The sequence below is a fragment of the Gottschalkia acidurici 9a genome (genome assembly GCF_000299355.1).
Taxonomy (GTDB): domain Bacteria; phylum Bacillota; class Clostridia; order Tissierellales; family Gottschalkiaceae; genus Gottschalkia; species Gottschalkia acidurici.
Genome location: NC_018664.1, coordinates 2,133,528 through 2,152,750, shown reverse-complemented (window position 1 = coordinate 2,152,750; position 19,223 = coordinate 2,133,528). Strand labels below are relative to the sequence as shown.

The 19,223-nt window shown below is 29.2% G+C and carries 18 protein-coding genes; 17 read left to right on the top strand and 1 reads right to left on the bottom strand.

The window, feature by feature from the left end; all coding sequences use genetic code 11:
• The first annotated feature begins 85 nt into the window (after window positions 1-85).
• From CURI_RS10265 to CURI_RS10215, 11 genes are all read left to right on the top strand, one after another.
• Complete coding sequence (locus CURI_RS10265) at window positions 86-526, top strand: NUDIX domain-containing protein (protein ID WP_014968189.1); 441 nt, start codon at window positions 86-88, stop codon at window positions 524-526.
• 173 nt (window positions 527-699) lie between these two features.
• The gene (locus tag CURI_RS10260; RefSeq protein ID WP_041701772.1) at window positions 700-1,239 is read left to right on the top strand and encodes an SMI1/KNR4 family protein; all 540 of its coding nucleotides are present in this window, start codon (window positions 700-702) and stop codon (window positions 1,237-1,239) included.
• 204 nt (window positions 1,240-1,443) lie between these two features.
• Window positions 1,444-2,355 (top strand): aminoglycoside phosphotransferase family protein, encoded by a 912-nt coding sequence (locus tag CURI_RS10255; protein ID WP_014968187.1) that lies wholly within the window; start codon window positions 1,444-1,446, stop codon window positions 2,353-2,355.
• Between the two features lie 197 nt (window positions 2,356-2,552).
• Entirely contained in the window at window positions 2,553-3,176 is a 624-nt protein-coding gene (locus tag CURI_RS10250; protein ID WP_014968186.1) for a cyclase family protein, read from the top strand.
• A 180-nt stretch (window positions 3,177-3,356) separates the two neighbouring features.
• Window positions 3,357-3,599, top strand: a complete 243-nt coding sequence (locus CURI_RS10245; RefSeq protein ID WP_014968185.1) for a DUF2164 domain-containing protein — start codon at window positions 3,357-3,359, stop codon at window positions 3,597-3,599.
• Between the two features lie 87 nt (window positions 3,600-3,686).
• Window positions 3,687-4,094 carry a ribosomal maturation YjgA family protein gene (locus CURI_RS10240; RefSeq protein WP_014968184.1) on the top strand — a complete coding sequence of 136 codons (408 nt, stop codon included), beginning with the start codon at window positions 3,687-3,689 and terminating at the stop codon, window positions 4,092-4,094.
• Window positions 4,095-4,111: 17 nt separating this feature from the next.
• Window positions 4,112-4,579: a nucleoside/nucleotide kinase family protein gene (locus CURI_RS10235; RefSeq protein ID WP_014968183.1), complete on the top strand. Its 468-nt coding sequence runs from the start codon at window positions 4,112-4,114 to the stop codon at window positions 4,577-4,579.
• Between the two features lie 427 nt (window positions 4,580-5,006).
• Complete coding sequence (locus CURI_RS10230) at window positions 5,007-5,639, top strand: class I SAM-dependent methyltransferase (RefSeq protein ID WP_014968182.1); 633 nt, start codon at window positions 5,007-5,009, stop codon at window positions 5,637-5,639.
• Between the two features lie 156 nt (window positions 5,640-5,795).
• Window positions 5,796-6,332, top strand: coding sequence for a GNAT family N-acetyltransferase (locus CURI_RS10225; protein ID WP_014968181.1), 537 nt, complete (start codon window positions 5,796-5,798; stop codon window positions 6,330-6,332).
• Window positions 6,333-6,387: 55 nt separating this feature from the next.
• The gene (locus tag CURI_RS10220) at window positions 6,388-6,729 is read left to right on the top strand and encodes a hypothetical protein (protein ID WP_014968180.1); all 342 of its coding nucleotides are present in this window, start codon (window positions 6,388-6,390) and stop codon (window positions 6,727-6,729) included.
• Window positions 6,730-6,808: 79 nt separating this feature from the next.
• A complete protein-coding gene (locus tag CURI_RS10215) occupies window positions 6,809-7,483 on the top strand; it encodes a hypothetical protein (RefSeq protein ID WP_014968179.1) in 675 nt (224 codons plus the stop codon).
• 335 nt (window positions 7,484-7,818) lie between these two features.
• On the opposite strand, the gene CURI_RS10210 is transcribed toward CURI_RS10215, so the two are convergent.
• Complete coding sequence (locus tag CURI_RS10210) at window positions 7,819-8,190, bottom strand: hypothetical protein (protein WP_014968178.1); 372 nt, start codon at window positions 8,188-8,190, stop codon at window positions 7,819-7,821.
• A gap of 500 nt (window positions 8,191-8,690) precedes the next feature.
• Between CURI_RS10210 and CURI_RS10205 the strand changes: the two genes are divergently transcribed.
• The 6 genes from CURI_RS10205 (at window position 8,691) to CURI_RS10180 (ending at window position 19,037) form a co-directional block, all read left to right on the top strand.
• The gene (locus CURI_RS10205) at window positions 8,691-9,506 is read left to right on the top strand and encodes a nitroreductase family protein (RefSeq protein WP_041701771.1); all 816 of its coding nucleotides are present in this window, start codon (window positions 8,691-8,693) and stop codon (window positions 9,504-9,506) included.
• Between the two features lie 178 nt (window positions 9,507-9,684).
• Complete coding sequence (locus tag CURI_RS10200; protein ID WP_041701770.1) at window positions 9,685-10,377, top strand: YoaK family protein; 693 nt, start codon at window positions 9,685-9,687, stop codon at window positions 10,375-10,377.
• A 217-nt stretch (window positions 10,378-10,594) separates the two neighbouring features.
• On the top strand, window positions 10,595-12,457 hold the full coding sequence (gene uvrC / locus CURI_RS10195) for an excinuclease ABC subunit UvrC (RefSeq protein ID WP_014968175.1): 1,863 nt from the start codon (window positions 10,595-10,597) through the stop codon (window positions 12,455-12,457).
• Between the two features lie 15 nt (window positions 12,458-12,472).
• Window positions 12,473-13,420 (top strand): HPr(Ser) kinase/phosphatase, encoded by a 948-nt coding sequence (hprK, locus tag CURI_RS10190; RefSeq protein ID WP_014968174.1) that lies wholly within the window; start codon window positions 12,473-12,475, stop codon window positions 13,418-13,420.
• A 249-nt stretch (window positions 13,421-13,669) separates the two neighbouring features.
• Complete coding sequence (gene nifJ / locus CURI_RS10185) at window positions 13,670-17,200, top strand: pyruvate:ferredoxin (flavodoxin) oxidoreductase (RefSeq protein WP_041701769.1); 3,531 nt, start codon at window positions 13,670-13,672, stop codon at window positions 17,198-17,200.
• A gap of 88 nt (window positions 17,201-17,288) precedes the next feature.
• Window positions 17,289-19,037 carry a methyl-accepting chemotaxis protein gene (locus tag CURI_RS10180; RefSeq protein ID WP_051003990.1) on the top strand — a complete coding sequence of 583 codons (1,749 nt, stop codon included), beginning with the start codon at window positions 17,289-17,291 and terminating at the stop codon, window positions 19,035-19,037.
• Window positions 19,038-19,223: the final 186 nt, after the last annotated feature.

The following is a 19,223-nucleotide window of genomic DNA, read 5'->3' as shown; positions in this document are numbered from 1 at the left end:
TTTTAAGTGGATTCATAAGAATTTGATTCTACATATTTCTATAAGTAGGAGAGTTTAAACAATATTTTGAAGGGAGAAATATATAATGAAAGATATAGATAACATTCATCCAGGAGTTGCAATCATTATTTTTGATAAAAATAAAAAAGTTTTGCTACAAAAACGTGCTGATGTAGAGCTTTGGGGAATACCTTCAGGACACGTAGAAATAGGAGAAAGTGTAATGGAAGCTGCTATTAGAGAGGTAAAAGAGGAGACTGGACTAAGTATTTGCATTACTAGATTAATTGGTATTTATTCAGACCCTAAGTCTCAAGTTTTTGAGTATCCTAACGGAACTACAACGCACTTCATAACCACATACTTTGAGGGGGAAGTGATTGAAGGAGAAATAAATTGCTCTTCTGATGAAACTCTTGAACTATGCTACTTTGGGATAGAGGCGTTGCCAGAAAATATTTTGCCAATGCATCCTCAATGGTTGAAGGACGCTTTATGCCAACAAGATAGAGCTTTTATTCGTTAAACAATATAAGTTATATCAAAACAGGTTGTATATATAGATTTTAAAGCATGAAAAAACAGCTATCGAAAATTTAAAAAATTTATAATGTAAAAGTCTAACTTTTAACTAAGATAATATATAGGCTTCGTAAATAGAGTTATTTAATATGCACTATGACACTAAAGGAGAAAAAGATGAACTGGCAAAATGTGTTTGAAAAAGAATATTTCAAGAATCAGGGAGCATCAAAAGAAGAAATAGAAAAATTTAAAAAGACATGGAATAGTGAACTAACAAAGATAGAGATAATAGATATAAATTCTAGACAGAAAAATCCATTTCATAAAAGTGATAAGAATTATGAACTTTATAAGCCATTTAATCTTTTACAATGGAAGATACCAAAGAATACTTTGCCAGATAGTTATATTGAATTCTTGAAATATTCAAATGGAGGAGAATTTCAAAATGGTGATAGATACTTTCAAATTTTTAGCACCAGTGATTTTAGACAAATGAATATAGAATACGAATTTCCTGAATACATGGAAGGATCTATATCGTTTGCTATGGATGGCAGTGGAAATCATCTAGTATTTAATATGAGAAAAAAGAGGAATAATGGTGAATATCCTATACTATCTATACATTCAGGAAGTTTAGGTTATGATGATTGTAAGCTTATAGGTAGTTCATTTATTGAAGTATGTACGGGAAAAACATCAATTTATTAGGAGAGTTCGTGATAAAAATAAAATTCCATTTGTACATATAGAGAAAAATAATAGTGGATCTATGAAGCTAGTAACTAGCTCAGGATAAAAAAGATAAAGTAGTCAATTGGTTTGAAATAGGCTAATTGTTGATAGTGACTTTAGTAAGAAATTGTTGTCTATATACGAAGATAGGGTTCTGTATATCTGAAAGGAGATAAAACTTTGAATCTATATTTTAATGAAATTGCTGGTTCAGATAGCTGGGAGATAATAAAACCAATTAATAAAGGTTGGTCAAATGATAAAAAATACTATATAAAAACTAGAGATGGAAAAGAGCTATTACTTAGAGTAACAGATGTAAATCAATATGAAAATAAGAAAACAGAATTTGAAAATTTAAAGCTACTCACTAACATGGATATAGTAATGTCACGCCCTATTAGCTTTGGGATTTGCAATGAAAGTCAGTCAGTTTACTCTTTACTTACTTGGATTAATGGAGAAGATGCTGAAGTTATGCTTACTAAACTTGATGATAAAGAGCAGTATATTTTAGGTACTAAGGCCGGACAATTCCTAAAGCAAATACATAAGATCTCTGCTCCTAAAAATATACCTGATTGGACACAAAGATTTAATCGTAAAATAGATATGAAAATAGCTGATTATATATCTTGTGGTATTCAGCTTGATGGTGCTGATAAAATAATTGATTATATTGAACAAAATCGTTCTCTTTTGACAAATCGACCACAGTCCTTTCAACATGGAGACTATCATGTTGGAAATATGATTATTACACCAGAAAAGGAGCTAGGTATAATTGATTTTAACAGGATGGATTATGGAGATCCATGGGAAGAATTTAATAGGATTACATGGTGCGTAGATGTAAGTCCTATATTCGCATCAGGATATATCAATGGATACTTCGATAATAATGTACCTGAATTGTTCTTTAGGCTAATGGCACTGTATATTGCTAATAATCAGATTTCGTCGATACCTTGGGCTATTCCTTTTGGAGAGAAAGAAATTAATACAATGATAGAACAGGCACAAAATGTTCTAAAATGGTATGACTATTTTGAAACGTACATACCCAGCTGGTATATGAGCAGTTATAAATAACAATTGTATATTTAAAATGTAAAAAATAGATTGAATGATGTCGAGAATAATAAAAATTAAGAATAACTTGATAGCATAATTTTTACTTGTATTTGATTCTATTTAAAAATCAATAAAAATGAGTAAATTAAAAAATAGCTAATATATTGTAAACTCGTTGTAGTAATTAAATTAGTAAGTAGGAGTGTTAATAAAAAATGGTTAGATATATAGATTTAAGTCATAATATTGTCAATAATATGCCTGTTCATCCATATGACGATCCAATTAAGCTTTATCAAGATAAGTTTCTAGAGACCGATGAATATAATAACTTTAAACTAGAAATAGGTATGCACGCTGGAACTCATATTGATACACCTATGCATTTGACTAATAGCGATACATTTATAAATGAGATCACTTTAGATAGATTTATAGGTAAAGGATGTATATTAGATGTTAGAAATGAAAATTTAATTGGATATAAAGAAGAATATTCAGACATTGTATGTGAGAATGATATTGTACTAATTTATACAAATCATAGCGAGAAATATGGAACAGATGACTACTTTATAAATCATCCTATTATAGACGAAAAATTAATTGATTTTTTCATAGCGAAAAAGATAAAAATGATAGGAATAGACTTGCCATCGCCTGATAAACATCCATTTGAAATACACAAAATGCTTTTTAAGCATGACATAATGATAATAGAAAATATGAATAACTTATCAGAATTATTAAATGTAAAAAGCTTTGAAATAATAGCATTTCCTTTAAAAATAAAAGCAGAAGCATCAATGGTAAGAGTTGTAGGAAAAATTATAACTTAAATAGTGATGTCAAATATATAATACTTTTCAGAAAATAAAGATAAGTATTTGAATATTTGTAATGATACAAATATTGATAACATTGAATGTTATATTTAATTAGACTATTAAAAAGTTATGAATATGGTAGGATAAGAAAGCTAAATAAATTCAATTTTAATTTTGAAATGAAGGTTTCTTATGAAAAATAAAAATAAGATTAAACTAACCAAAGAAAAAAGGAAGTATATGATTTCTGCAATAAAGAACTATTTTTCTACTGAAAGAGATGAGGAACTAGGTGAACTAGGCTCAAGTCTGATTTTAGATTTTATTATAGAAGAATTAGCAACAGAATTTTATGATCAAGGAGTCTATGACTCTTATAACTATATGAATGATAGATGTGAAGATTTACTGTCGATTCAAAAAGGAAATAGATAATAAGCTGTAATAAATAAAATTCATTTGTCTACTGTAAGACTAGGATAAAATCATATATTCAGATATCATGAATGAAAGGATGAGGATATGTTAGTTAAGAGAAATAGTTTAACTTATCTTACACTGGCAATTACTATTATGATATTAGGATTAAGTGTAAGGCATTTTTCAACATACCTACCAAAATGGATTAATTTATATCTTGGAGATATTTTATGGGCAACTATGATTTTTTTCTTACTTGGACTCATAATTAAAAATAAAGAGACTAAATATGTAGCAGCAATTGCTGTTTTGTTTACTTTCAGTATAGAAATAAGTCAGTTATATCACTCACAATGGATTGATACTCTTAGACAGACAAGGATAGGGGGATTAGTTTTAGGCTATGGATTCTTATGGAGTGACTTATTTTCATATACAATTGGTATTGGAATAGGTGCACTTGTTGAAAAGTTTATCATCTTAGATTCTCATATTTATAAGAAGTTTTAGAAGGGAAGATATAACATATGGAAAGTCTAATGAATTACATATGCAAGCATATATGGGAAAATAAAAATTATATTATAGGTATAGATGGTGGAACTGGAGCAGGTAAAACAACTTTAACTGATGAACTAAGTCATAGATTAAAAGCAATAGGACTAAGCACTCTAACTTTACATATAGATGATTTTATTCATAAAAGAAATATACGTTATGACAGTTCAAAAGATGAATGGCTTTGCTTTTATAGCTTGCAGTGGAGATATGATTATCTAATAAATGAGATATTAAGTAATGTAAAAAACAAGCAAAGCATAAACAAATATATAGAAATGTATGATAAAAAGATAGATGAATACAAAGAGATTAAACTAGTAGTAGAGTCACCATATATTATTCTTTTAGAAGGTGTATTTTTACAAAGAAAAGAACTGAGAAAGTTTCTTGACTATACAATTTTTATAGATGTACCTAGAAATGTGAGAGATTAAAAAGGGTATTAAGTAGGGATACATACATAGGAAATAAGGATGAAATATATATAAAATATAAAAGAAGATACTTTCCAGCAGAAGATTACTATAATAAAAAATATAATCCTATAAAAATAGCTGATTTTGTTTTCAAAATCTATTAAGAAATTATAGTATGAATAAAGTAATATAGATTAAGTTACTAAATATATAAACTATAATATTGAAAAATGGACATAAATTAATAAACACTTGAACTTTATTAAAGAGAGGCATAAACTATTAAAAATTATAACGAAACAATAAATTACTGGCAAACAGTATTTGGACAAGCTTCAAAATACAATCCCACAAAAATTATAGAAGTAGAAAAGATTGAAAAGGGAATCAGATGGATTGCTGACAACAGCGAATCTATAATACATTTAATTGGAGGAAAACAAGGATGTTAGACAATATAGGGTTTGATTTATGGGCAAATGAATATGATAAAAGTGTAAATCTTAGTGAAGAAAACAATGAATATCCATTTGCAGGCTATAGAGACGTGTTAAATTATGTTTACAATAAAATTATGAGTGAAAGAGAAAGTGACTTAAATATTCTAGATATCGGATTTGGAACAGGCATTTTAACTGAGCAACTATATAATAAAGGACATAAAATTACAGGAATAGATTTTTCTAATAAGATGATAGAAATTGCAAGAGGAAAGATGCCTCAATCTACATTAGTAAAATGGAACTTTTCTAAAGGTTTACCAGAGGAAATTAAAGACTATAAATTTGATTACATAATTAGTACATATGCAATACATCACTTAACAGATATAGAGAAAGAAGACTTTATAAAATCACTTGCTTGTAACTTAACTACAAATGGTAGAATTATACTTGGGGATGTTTCTTTCGAAACAAGATTGGATTTAGGAGAATGTAAAAATAAATACAATAAGTATTGGGATAATGAAGAAATTTATTTTGTAGGTGAGGAAATGATCGAAAAGCTAAAAAATGAATACATGTGTGAATATATTAAAAAATCTCACTGCGCTGGAATACTGGTAATTTCTAAATAAAGATAAAAGAGAAACTACTTAATAGATATGATTGAAACTGTTCAAACATATATTTAAATATGAAATAGCTAATAGAATGCAAAACAAGATCAAATAGAGTAACACTAATATAAAATATAAGTATTACAATTTGTATAAAAATTGGAAGGTGAATAAATGAAAGTGATACACAATAATATTAAAGGCACTTTGAATATCAGAAAAGCGATAAAATCAGATGCTTCATCATTAATTGAATATCTTAATATCATTGGTGGGGATTCAGATTTCTTAACGTTTGGACTTGATGAATTTGAAAAAAGTATTGAAGAGGAAGAAAAGTTTATTGAAAGCACTTTTGAAAGTAAAAATGATTTGTTTATTATAGCAGAAATAAATAGCAAAATAGTTGGGAATTTAAACTTTTCCGGAGGGTTAAGAAAAAGAACTGCTCACACAGGGGAATTTGGTATAAGTGTCCTTAAGGAATATTGGGGTAAAGGTATAGGTGAAGAGTTAATAGGATATTTAATCAATTGGAGCAATACTACAAAAATAATAAGAAAAATTAATTTAAGAGTTAGAACTGACAATATAAGAGCAATTAATCTATATAAAAAGCTTGGTTTTTTAGAAGAAGGAGTAGTAAAAAGAGAGTTTTTTATTAATGGAAAGTTTTATGATTGTTTATTAATGGGGCTACTTATTAACTAATTATAGGTAAAAAATATATAAATAAATTTTAGTAACTATGGAGGCATCATATTAAATGTGGAATATTTTTATTGCTTTAATAATGATATTTATAACTATCTATCTTTCAGTAAAATTAGCAATTAGACCACTATTAAACAAATCAGATGTAGCTACTGTAAATGATCAAGAGTCGGAATTAATTAAACTTAGAGATATGGAAATAATAAGTAATATAGAGCTAGAAGATTTAATTAATTTTTATAAGAAAGAGGATGAAAAAAGAGATAATTATATACAATATAAAAAATATGAAAAGATTTTAGAAGAATTAAGAAATATAAAATATCTTAAAGATGAAGAATATTTTATAAAAATAAATAAACTTAAAAGTTACTTTAACATTGGATGTAAGTGAGAATTTATGTTAAATAATAATAAATATAGGGTATAACGTTATAAGGGGGAGTCTACTAATTAAAACTAGGGGGTATTTTATGAATGAGCAAAAAGCTATAAATAAAGATCATGATAATGATGAGCAAGTAACTCATCATAAATCATCAAAGATTATCTACATATGCAAAGCGATACTTACAGTACTATATTTATCTTACTTAGCAATTAATGATGATATTTATTCAAGAATTCCTTTAGTAATGATACTTATTACATCTTTCATTATCGGTACAATGATTTATTTTATTTTCGGATACATCTACAAGTATGATAAATTTCACATCATACCAGGATATAATAAAAAAGTAGAATACAATACATATACATTAAAAAGTATGCTAGCAAACATAGAGTTAAATATAATGATTACATCTATGTTGTTCAGTGTCATTCACATTATGACAACTAACATAAATGCTTCAAATATTATTAGAAGTCCACTTGTGTTAAGTTATGCCTTTAGTATACTTTCTGGGAACATATTTTATAATTATAAATATAGAGATAAATTATTTAAAAAAGAAAAAGATAAAATACGAGCTAAGAACACTGGATTCATAGTTACAGTTTCTTTGATTTCGATATCACTTTTAGTAATGGATAACACTTTATCATTGATTTACCTTGAACTAGAAAATAATAGAATTCCAATAATGCAAATTTTACTAATGCTGTTACCTTGCGTTACAATAGGTACCGGATGGATTTTATAGAAGTTAAAATTATAAGAATAGTAGATTTATAGCTAACGAATATATGATCAAATAGAAAATGTAGTAAAAGCTCTCTATAGTAAGTGCTTACTATAAGGAACTTTTATCTATATAGAAACGATCTAAAATAAGTGTAGGGATATAGTAATGCAAAACAAACAAAAGATAATGCAAGTAATTCTATATTTTAAAACATATTAAATACTAATGTTTTAAAGTATAGAATCGTATCTTATGGGTAAAGTAATGGGACAACTCCTTTAAACTATAGTAAGACATAAAATATACAATGGGTAGATTATAGAGTAATTTCTATAGTCTACTCGGTTTTTTATTTAAATGCTTTTAACAAAGTACTTTCTTGTTGGTAAGATAAATATTAAACTTATAAATCCTGAAATAATACCTTGAATAAAGTATTCTTTTCCACTTATAAAAAATATGATATATATTACTAAAAAGAATATATTCATAGATGTTACTATCCAATATCCCCAAAGCTTAAGTTTTAAGTATCCATAAGATGCCACTAAAAGAATGGCAATCATTATAATTCGAATCATAGGATTTGAAATAATAGGCAATGGAGTAAGTTCGATTCCAAATCCTTGAATGAATTTAGGAAATAGTGATACGATATAAAACAAAGCGTAAAAAAAAGTTAAGTCCCCAATAAGTGTTACTATTAAAGGCCTCTTTCCATTCATATAAATCACTCCAAATAGTTAAAATATGTAGCAGTTATTTACATTATATAAAAGTCTGATGCATATTTTCAAATATAATTTTAATATATTAAATTTTGGAATTTAAATGACCTTTACTTAAAACTACTAACTTGATATGAAAGTTCTCCCCAGAAACTATACCTTCTATTGAGATTATAACATTAACTTTTAATAAATTTATATAATGTCCTAGATTATAAACTGCACCATATACTTGTGTTACCGTATCATGATTTAACTTAGAGATAAATAAGTTTCATAAATCACACTAAACCTTACAGTCCCGAACATATGCAGATTTCACCTTGACATTAAAGAACGTTAAATTACAGTGCAATATTAATTTCAACAAGATCAAATTGATGAAACTCAAAAAAGACTGCATATAGCAAAAGTAAAAAAGCTTAACACTAAATAACTTATTGATGCTATAATAATGTTATATAAAGAAAAGATAACTTAAAGGGGGTCTACATATTATGTTAATGAATAATTTCTTAAGAGACAGAAAGTCAGTTAGAGAATTTAGAGATAAAAAAGTTGACAGCAAAACATTGGACAAAGTTCAAGAAAGTATCAACTTAGTCTTAGAAGAAGCTAAAGGTGAGAATATAGGCCTTAGTTTATATATGAATGGAGTAAATATATATGAGGAATTAAAAGATATAGGTGGATATTCAGGAACAATGATAAAAAGTCCACACTATATAGGGTTAGAATTAAAAGATAGCCAAGATAGAACACAAATTTATGGAGCATATTATACTGAGAAGCTTATAACTAGTATAAACAAGCTAGGATTAGAAGCTTGCTGGGTAACTTTAAGTCACGTAGATAAAGAGAAAAGAAATTCTGTATTTGGAAATTTGGGTGAAAAAACAGATTATATCTTATCTATAGGATACCCACCACGTAGAAACCCTTTTGCAATAGAAAAGCCAGCTAGTGCAAGACATGGAGTAGAAGAAATCGTATTCAAAGATCAAATAGAAAATCCAGTGAGTATGGATGAATTAGAAACTAGAGCGATAGATGACTTGTTTTATTATATAAGATTTGCTCCATCAAGCCGTAATAGTCAACCTTGGAGATTTTTATTAGAAAAAGATAAGGTTACTTTACTTTTAGCTTATGATGAAGATAAAGATCTAACATTAGTAGATGCAGGGGTAATAATGTACTACTTTGAAGAGATGATTAAGTCTCTAGGTATAAGTAGAACATGGAAGCTTATAGACGGTAACTTTGAAGGGAAAGAATCTAAATATAAATATATTGCAGAATTTGAAATATAATTTAAAATATATGTTAAAAAAACTCTTCATAAGAGGTCAATTCTTATGAAGAGTTTTTTTATTAAAAATCAAGTTTTAACGAGGTAAATAAGATTAAATATATGATATAATAAATTGAATCAACTTTGTATACGAGCACACGTAAATACATATCATCCTTGAAAGGAGAGATAAGAAGTTGTCAAATGATTCTAAAATTAAAATAATAACTCCAGTCAATATCATAGGATTTATTCTTGTAATGATGGCTGGATGGATAGATACAGCAGGATTAAAGCTTTTTCTTAACGAAAGAGTTTCTTTTATGACAGGACGCGCTGCTGAACTAGGAGAGTGGCTTGCTAAAGGAGAAATTGGACAATTTGGATTTGTAGTGTTGATAGTAATAATGTTCATTACTGGATCTGCTATTTCAGCAATAATTACAAGACGTTTAGGTCTTATGGGAGGATTGACTTTTGCTGGGATACTATTACTTATAGCTGCTCTTTGCATATATAAAGGTAATATGGACTTTGCCGGAATAGCTATACCTATGGCTATGGGTGGACAGAATGCAGCTACAAGTTTAACATCTATTAATCGTACTACACATTTAACTGGTCCGGCTACCGATATAGGCTTAAATATAGCTTATGGAAACTGGGATGGTGTTATCTTTTGGTCTCTTCACTGGGTTGCATTTCCGATCGGATCATTTATAGGTTATAATTTCATCCAAAAAGCTAAACTAGATAGCTCTATACATGTATCATTAACATTAGTAATTCCAGCAATAATTATCATTTTAACTGGTCTTATTCAGAAAATAATAGTTGATATTCCGTTAATAATACAGCAAAAGCCATTGAAAAAAGAAAAAGATAAATAGATGTAAGTTAAATAAATAAACTGTTTCAGAATCGAATATTTTGAAACAGTTTATTTATTTGATATAATGAAATAGTAAATATAATTAAGCTTATTGGAAAAGTATAAGATTTCTATAGGATGATTAGAAAATTAATAAAGAATGAAGAAAAATAAAAAAGAAAACTAAACAATGTTATTATAAAGTTTATTCTATCTTAATTTAAAAGGATGATAATATGTTTAATATAAATGACGAATTAAAAAAATTACCAGATAAACCTGGTGTTTATATAATGAAGAATAGTGAAAATGCTATCATTTATGTAGGTAAAGCTATTTCATTAAAAAAAAGAGTGAGACAATACTTTCAATCATCGAAAAATCATCCACCTAAAGTAAACGCTATGGTTAAAAATATAATTAAGTTTGAATATATTATAACTGATAATGAAGTAGAAGCACTTATATTGGAATCAAACCTTATAAAGAAACATAAGCCTAAATATAATATTTTATTAAGAGATGACAAATCTTATCCATATATAAAAGTTACTGTAAATGAAAAGTATCCTAGAGTAATAAAGACTAGAAATATAGTCAAAGATGGTAGTAAGTATTTTGGACCATATGTAAGCTCAGGTGCTGTAAATGACACATTAGAAATTATAGATAGTTTATATAAATTAAGGACTTGCAAGATGAATTTAAATGATGGACCTAAGCTAGAAAGACCATGTTTAAATAACTTTATAGGAAAGTGTTTAGGACCATGTTATCAATACGTAGATCATGAAGAATATAAAAGTATGATAGATGAAGTTATCATGTTTTTAAATGGAAAAGAACAAAAATTAGTTGAAATAATTGAGAAAAAGATGAAAAATGCTTCAAAAGGATTAGATTTTGAAAGTGCAGCTAAATATAGAGACCAATTAGTTTCTTTAAATCATATATTAGAAAAGCAAAAGATAGTATCTACAACTAACATATCAGATCAAGACATAATAGGAATGGCTAGGGGAATAGATGAAGTATGCATTCAAGTATTTTTTATAAGAACAGGAAAAGTTATGGGAAGAGAACACTTCATAATTAAAGATACTGATGATATAGATAGAGGAGAAATAATACAATCATTTGTTAAGCAGTTTTATATAGGAACTTCTTATGTACCCAAAGAAATATTAGTAGGAGATAACTTTGAAGATATAGAGGTGGTTGGTAGTTGGTTAAGTAGTAAGAGAGGATCTAAAGTGAATATAAAAATTCCTAAAAGAGGCGAGAAAAATGAGTTAATGGAATTAGTAAGAAAAAATGCTATAGAGATACTTAATCAACGTAGAGATAGAGTAAAGAAAAAGACAGAAGACACTCAGAAACCGTTAGTAGAAATAGCTGAAGCATTAAAATTAGAAAGAGTTCCTAATAGAATAGAGGCTTTTGATATATCCAATACTCAAGGAGTACAATCTGTAGCTTCTATGGTCGTATTTGAAAATGGAGAAGCTAAAACAAGAGAGTATAGAAAGTTTAAAATCAAGTGGGTTGAAGGGCCAGATGATTATAGTAGTATGGAAGAGGTTATTTACAGAAGATTTAGCAGGGGATTAGAAGAAAAAAAATTAATTTCGGAAAACAAAGTAAGCATAGAGAATTTTTCGATATTTCCAGAATTAATAATGATAGATGGAGGAAAGGGACAGGTAAATGTAGCTAAAAGAGTGTTAAAGAAGTTAGGAATAGATATACCCGTATGTGGTCTAATAAAAGATGACTTTCATAGAACTAGAGGGATAATATACGAGGATGAGGAAATAACACTTCCTTTAAGTAGCAGTGGATTTAAATTAATAACTAAAATACAGGACGAAGCTCATAGATTTGCTATAACTTATCATAGAAATCTAAGAACAAAAGATTTAGTAAAATCAGTGCTAGACAGTATACCTGGAGTTGGAGAAAAGAGAAAGAAAAATTTATTAAAAGAATTTAAGACTATAGAGAATATAAAAAAAGCAACTATAGAAGAAATATCTTCTGTAGATGGAATGAATAAAAAAGTAGCGGAAGAGATATATAATTTCTTCAGAAAAAATTAGGAAAGGAAGGGAACTATGAAAACGATCTCAATACATGAGTTAATACAAAACATGAAATTAGAGACTGTATATATGCCAGATACTATAAAGGGCATAAATATAAGTGGAAGTGAAGCGAGTAGACCGGGACTACAGTTGACAGGCTTTTTCAAAGTTTTCCCCCATGATAAGATACAAGTTTTAGGACATCAAGAAATAGAGTATATGATGTCCTTAGACTATGATTTAAGGGTGAAAAGGCTTAGAAAGATATTTGAATATCCAATACCTGCTATGATAATAACTGGTGACCATAAAGTACTTCCAGAAATAATAGAATTTGCTAAGGAATTTGAGAGGCCACTTTTTAAAACCGAGCTACCAGCTACTAAGTTTATAAGTAAGCTCTTAGCTTATCTTGATGATTTACTAGCACCTAGAACTACTATACATGGAGTTTTAGTTGAAGTTTTTGGTATGGGAACTCTAATAATAGGAAAAAGTGGTGTAGGAAAAAGTGAAACAGCTTTAGAATTATTAAAAAGAGGACATCGTCTAGTAGCAGATGATGCGGTAGAAATAACTAGAGTAGATGAAATGTTAAAGGGAACTTCTCCAGAATTAATAAGACATTTCATGGAAATAAGAGGTATAGGGATACTAGACATAAAAAGGTTATACGGGTTTGGTGCCGTAAAAAAGTGGGAAGCAGTAGATTTAGCTGTAGAGCTTGAACACTGGGATGAACAAAAAGAATATGATAGGGTAGGTCTTGATGAAAATTATATAGAGATATTAGGACTAAAAATACCTAAAGTAACAGTACCAGTAAAACCAGGAAGAAACTTAGCTATGATAGTAGAGGTAGCTGCAAGAAACAATAGACAGAAGCAGTTTGGATATAATGCTGCAGAGGAATTGGATAAAAAATTAAAAGAAGAATTGGGAAAAAAGAGAAAAGAACTAGAAGAACAAAGAAGTTAGTAAGAAAAACGGATTTATAAATAATAAAATCAAGATATACTAAGGAAAACGTTTGTATACAAAACTAATTCTAATTTTAAAAGGTAATATAAGAAACTATATTTATTGACAATATAGAAGATATTTTATATACTTAATATATGTTTGAGCTACAGAAAAAATATTGTATACAGTATATATATGTGAGAATCATTTTTTACATTTATATTATATATACTTTAGTATGTACTTTTAATGGGAGGTATTTATATGGCAAAAGTTATGAAATCTATGGATGGAAATACAGCTGCTGCATATAATTCTTATGCATTTACAGAAGTAGCAGGGATTTACCCAATAACACCATCTTCGACTATGGCAGAGCTAGTAGATGAATGGTCAGTTCAAGGTAAGAAAAATATATTCGGACAGACAGTTAAAGTAGTAGAAATGCAATCAGAGGCAGGAGCAGCTGGAACAGTTCATGGATCATTAGCAGCAGGTGCTTTAACAACTACTTACACAGCATCTCAAGGTTTATTACTAATGATACCAAATATGTACAAAATGGCTGGAGAATTATTACCAGGAGTAATTCACGTAAGTGCTCGTTCTCTTGCAAGTCATGCATTAAATATATTTGGAGATCACCAAGACGTTATGGCTTGTAGACAAACAGGTTTTGCAATGCTTGCGTCAGGTAGTGTTCAAGAAGTTATGGATTTAGGAGGAATAGCACACTTAGCGGCTATAAAATCTAGAGTACCATTCTTACACTTCTTTGATGGATTTAGAACATCACATGAAATTCAAAAAATTGAAACTATAGATTATGAAGATCTTGCAAAATTAGTAGATTATGATGCTATAAATGAATTTAGAAAAAGATCATTAAACCCAGAGCACCCAGTAACAAAAGGTACAGCTCAAAACCCTGATATATTCTTCCAAGCTAGAGAAGCAAGTAACTCTTATTACAATGCAGTTCCAGACATTGTAAACGATTACATGAAAGAAATAAACAAAATAACAGGAAGAGACTATAAACCATTTAACTACTATGGTGCAGAAGATGCGGAAAATATAATAGTTGCTATGGGTTCAGCAACAGATACTATAGAAGAAACAATAGATTACCTACTAGCTAAAGGTGAAAAAGTAGGTCTTATAAAAGTGCGTTTATATAGACCATTCTCAGCTAAATATTTCTTTGATGTATTACCATCAACAGTTAAGAAAATAGCTGTATTAGACAGAACTAAAGAGCCAGGAGCTATAGCGGAGCCATTACACTTAGATATTAGCTCATTATTTGTTGGAAAAGCAGATGCTCCACTTATCGTAGGTGGAAGATTTGGATTAGGATCAAAAGATACTACTCCATCACAAATAAAAGCAGTATATGACAACTTAAAATTAGATGAGCCTAGAACTGGATTTACAGTAGGTATAGTGGATGATGTAACTAATCTTTCACTAGATGTTAACGAACACATAGTTACAGAACCAGCAGGAACTGTAAGATGTAAATTCTGGGGACTTGGATCAGATGGTACTGTTGGAGCTAACAAAAGTGCTATCAAAATCATCGGAGACAACACAGATATGTATGCACAAGCATATTTTGCATATGACTCTAAAAAATCAGGTGGAATTACAGTATCTCACTTAAGATTTGGTAAAGAAAAAATCAGATCAACATATTTAATAGAAGAATCAGACTTTGTGTCATGTTCTAACCAATCTTATGTAAATCAATATGATTTATTAAAAGGACTTAAAAAAGGTGGATCATTCCTATTAAACTGCATTTGGTCGAAAGAAGAAGTTGAAGCACATTTACCAAATAGTATGAAAAAATACATGGCTGACAATGATATAAACTTCTATACAGTTAATGCTACGGGAATAGCTAGAGAAATAGGTTTAGGAAACAGAATCAACATGGTAATGCAATCAGCATTCTTCAAACTAGCTGACGTTATACCAGTTGACGAAGCAGTTAAATATCTAAAAGATGCTATTGTTAAATCTTACGGTAAAAAAGGTGAAAAAGTAGTTAACATGAACTATGAAGCCGTAGATAAAGGAATAGAAGCTTTAGTTAAAATAGATGTACCAGCTAGCTGGTCAGACTTAAAAGATGATGCTGAATGTTCTGAAAAAGAAATTCCAGAATTCATCAAAAACGTAGTAATCCCAATGAATGCTCAAAAAGGTGATGATTTACCAGTAAGTACATTTGCTAATATTGCAGATGGAGTATTCCCTAACGGAACTACAGCTTATGAAAAACGTGGTATAGCAGTAACAGTACCAGAGTGGATATCAGAAAACTGTATCCAATGTAACCAATGTTCATTTGTATGTCCTCATGCTACAATAAGACCATTCTTATTAAATGAAGAGGAAAAAGCAAATGCACCAGAAGGACTTGAAACATTAAAAGCTAGTGGTAAAGGATTAGAAGGACTAGAGTATAGAATGCAAGTAAGTCCACTTGACTGTGTAGGTTGTGGAAACTGTGCTGACATATGTCCAGCTAAAGAAAAAGCATTAGTTATGAAACCAGTTGAAGAACAAATAGAATTAGAAGCAGGAAACTGGGACTATGTAACTGAAAAAGTATCTTATAAGTCTAACTTAATGGGATTAAATACAGTGAAAGGTAGTCAATTCTCTCAACCATTACTAGAGTTCTCAGGAGCTTGTGCAGGTTGTGGTGAAACTCCTTACGTTAAAACTATAACTCAATTATTTGGAGATAGAATGATAGTTGCAAATGCTACAGGATGTTCATCTATCTGGGGAGGATCAGCTCCATCAACTCCATACTGTAAAAATGCAGAAGGTAAAGGACCAGCTTGGGCTAACTCATTATTCGAGGACAATGCTGAGTTTGGACTTGGTATGCATGTAGCAGTTAAACAAATGAGAGAAAGAATAGAAATATTAGCTAACGAAATAATTGAATTAAATGTTTCAGATGAAATAAAAGAAGCATTTAAATCATGGTTAGATAGTAAAGAAGATGGAGAAGCATCAAAAGCTGCTTCAGCTAAAGTTGTAGCTATACTAGGTAGCGAAGTATCAGATGAAAGAGCAAAAGCTATCTTAAAAGAAGTAAAAGAAAAAGAAGATTTCTTAGTTAAAAAATCTGTTTGGATATTCGGTGGAGACGGATGGGCTTATGACATCGGTTACGGCGGATTAGACCACGTACTGGCTTCAGGAGAAAACGTGAACGTATTAGTAATGGATACAGAAGTTTACTCAAATACTGGAGGTCAAGCTTCGAAATCTACTCCAACTGCTGCAGTTGCGAAATTTGCTGCTTCAGGTAAGAAAACTAAGAAAAAAGATCTTGGATTAATAACTCAAACATACGGATATGTATATGTTGCTCAAGTAGGTATGGGAGCAGATAAGAATCAATTTATGAAAGCTTTAATAGAAGCTGAAAAATATGATGGACCATCACTAATCATAGCTTATGCTCCATGTATAAACCATGGTATAAGAGAAGGTATGGGAAGAACTCAAGCCAACACTAAGCAAGCTGTTGATTGTGGATACTGGCACTTATATAGATTTAACCCAGAGTTAAAAGAAGCGGGCAAAAACCCATTCATATTAGACTCTAAAGAGCCAAAAGATTCATTCCAAGACTTTATAAGAGGTCAAGTAAGATATACTTCATTAGCTAAAGCAAACCCAGAGATGGCAGAAGAGTTATTTGCTGAAACTGAAAAACAAGCTAAAGAAAAATATGAACTATACAAAAGCTTAGCAGATAAATAATAATAAAATTAACCATAGAAACCCCAAGTACGAAAAAGTTACTTGGGGTTTTTTATGGTTAATTTTAATAATTTTAGGATATAAAATTATGGGTATATATTTAAAGAGGAATGATAAAACTAGAATGGAGGAATTACATGTGAAAATCTCAAGGTTTTTAAAAATTATGGGAGCAGTATTTATGGCATTATTAATAGGTATTACAGCAAGTTTATTTTTATTGAACAATGCGTTTAAAGAATCGAGAGAATCAACACAGCGAGAGATAAAAGCTAAAGAACTTGGCAGTGAACTAAAATTTTCCTCAAGCTATTTAACAGAACAAGTACAAAATTATGTACAATTTGGTGAGAAAAAATATTATGATACTTATTGGAAGGAAGTTAATGAAACTAAAAGAAGAGATAAGATTTTAGAAAATTTAAGAGAAATCAATATACCAAATGAACTAGTAGATATGGTAACGAAGGCAAAGACAAACTCAGATGCTTTAGTAAAGTTAGAAGAAGAAGCTATGATAATAGCAGAAGAAGGAGATTTTGATAAGGCAAGAGGTATTATATTTAGTTCAAACTATGAGTCAGAGGTCGCAAAAATAAATGATCCTATAAATGAGTTTCTAGACAAAATGAATACATTTGTTGCTGAGGAAACTGAAAAATCTACAAAAAGATTAAATAACATAATAATTATTATAACTATACTAGTAGTTATAATATGCGTATTTATAATTTACATATTTGCAACTTTAATTAAGAAGATAAATAAATTAGTGGAAGTTTCTAAAAGATTAAAAGAACTTTCGAATAATGAAGGAGACTTAACTGCAAGGTTATCTGTAGATAGTAATGATGAAATAGGAGAAATATCTTTGTCATTTAACAATATGCTAGAAAGTCTACAGCAATTAATAAAAGATGTTAACTATACTAGTAATGAAGTGAATATCAAGAGTGAAGAATTTCGAAACATGACAGGTATAGCTAGTGAAGGAAATGAACAAATAGCGGCTACTATGGAAGAATTAGCAGCTGGATCTGAGGAACAAGCAAATTTATCAAGTCACGTATCTCACTCTACCTCAGAATTAAATAGATTTATAGAGCTACTAAAATTAGATGGGAATAATTTAAGGGATTCGTCAGAAGACATACAAAGTATAACTGAAGATGGCTCTTTACAAATGAAAAAAACTATAGAACAAGTAATAATTGTAAATGATTTAATAAAAAATGCAACAGACAATATTATAAGCTTAGAAACAAAATCAAAAGAGATCTCAAAATTAATACAAGTTATAAATGATATAGCAGAACAAACAAATCTTCTATCACTTAACGCAGCTATAGAAGCAGCTAGGGCTGGTGAATCTGGAAAAGGATTTGCAGTTGTAGCAGAGGAAATAAGAAATTTATCTGATCAAGTAGGAGAATCTGTAGACGATATTACAAGAATAGTAGATAATATTCAAATTGAAACAAGAAATATGACAGAGGTATTGGGAAAAGGTTATCATGAAGTAGAAGAGGGAACAAATCAGATAAAAATTACAGGACAAACCTTTGAAAATATAAATGAAAAAATAAGTGACATGGCAAACAAAATACAGGAAATATATGATGGACTAGAAACTATGTCTAGTAATAGTTCAGAAATTAATAGCTCTATAGAGAATGTAGCAGCGATAATACAAGAAAGTACGGCTGCCACAGAGGAAGTGTCAGCTACTGTACAGGAACAAAGTAACTCAATGGAAAATATATCTCAAGGAGCATATATGTTATTTGAATTATCAAGTAAATTAAGTAATATAGTTGCAAAGTTTAAAATAGAATAACATTAATAAAAAAATCGGATTGTAATTTCAATCCGATTTTTTGTGTTCTATTTAAGATTTATGCACTCAGCATGATATTAAAACTGTTTCTTTATATTTTAGAATTATTACAATTCAAAATAAAGTAATTAATAAGTTTAGTAGATGTAAAGGTAAGTTATGAAAAATAGGTATAGATTAAATATA

Excerpts from the sequence above, each read along its gene's own strand:
- CURI_RS10205 (WP_041701771.1), top strand. The coding sequence starts at position 8,691 with ATGTTAATGAATAATTTCTTAAGAGACAGAAAGTCAGTTAGAGAATTT.
- CURI_RS10230 (WP_014968182.1), top strand. The coding sequence starts at position 5,007 with ATGTTAGACAATATAGGGTTTGATTTATGGGCAAATGAATATGATAAA.
- uvrC (WP_014968175.1), top strand. The coding sequence starts at position 10,595 with ATGTTTAATATAAATGACGAATTAAAAAAATTACCAGATAAACCTGGT.
- CURI_RS10250 (WP_014968186.1), top strand. The coding sequence starts at position 2,553 with ATGGTTAGATATATAGATTTAAGTCATAATATTGTCAATAATATGCCT.
- CURI_RS10215 (WP_014968179.1), top strand. The coding sequence starts at position 6,809 with ATGAATGAGCAAAAAGCTATAAATAAAGATCATGATAATGATGAGCAA.
- CURI_RS10260 (WP_041701772.1), top strand. The coding sequence starts at position 700 with ATGAACTGGCAAAATGTGTTTGAAAAAGAATATTTCAAGAATCAGGGA.
- CURI_RS10265 (WP_014968189.1), top strand. The coding sequence starts at position 86 with ATGAAAGATATAGATAACATTCATCCAGGAGTTGCAATCATTATTTTT.
- CURI_RS10245 (WP_014968185.1), top strand. The coding sequence starts at position 3,357 with ATGAAAAATAAAAATAAGATTAAACTAACCAAAGAAAAAAGGAAGTAT.
- CURI_RS10220 (WP_014968180.1), top strand. The coding sequence starts at position 6,388 with ATGTGGAATATTTTTATTGCTTTAATAATGATATTTATAACTATCTAT.
- CURI_RS10225 (WP_014968181.1), top strand. The coding sequence starts at position 5,796 with ATGAAAGTGATACACAATAATATTAAAGGCACTTTGAATATCAGAAAA.
- CURI_RS10180 (WP_051003990.1), top strand. The coding sequence starts at position 17,289 with ATGGGTATATATTTAAAGAGGAATGATAAAACTAGAATGGAGGAATTA.
- nifJ (WP_041701769.1), top strand. The coding sequence starts at position 13,670 with ATGGCAAAAGTTATGAAATCTATGGATGGAAATACAGCTGCTGCATAT.
- CURI_RS10210 (WP_014968178.1), bottom strand. The coding sequence starts at position 8,190 with ATGAATGGAAAGAGGCCTTTAATAGTAACACTTATTGGGGACTTAACT.
- hprK (WP_014968174.1), top strand. The coding sequence starts at position 12,473 with ATGAAAACGATCTCAATACATGAGTTAATACAAAACATGAAATTAGAG.
- CURI_RS10240 (WP_014968184.1), top strand. The coding sequence starts at position 3,687 with ATGTTAGTTAAGAGAAATAGTTTAACTTATCTTACACTGGCAATTACT.
- CURI_RS10235 (WP_014968183.1), top strand. The coding sequence starts at position 4,112 with ATGGAAAGTCTAATGAATTACATATGCAAGCATATATGGGAAAATAAA.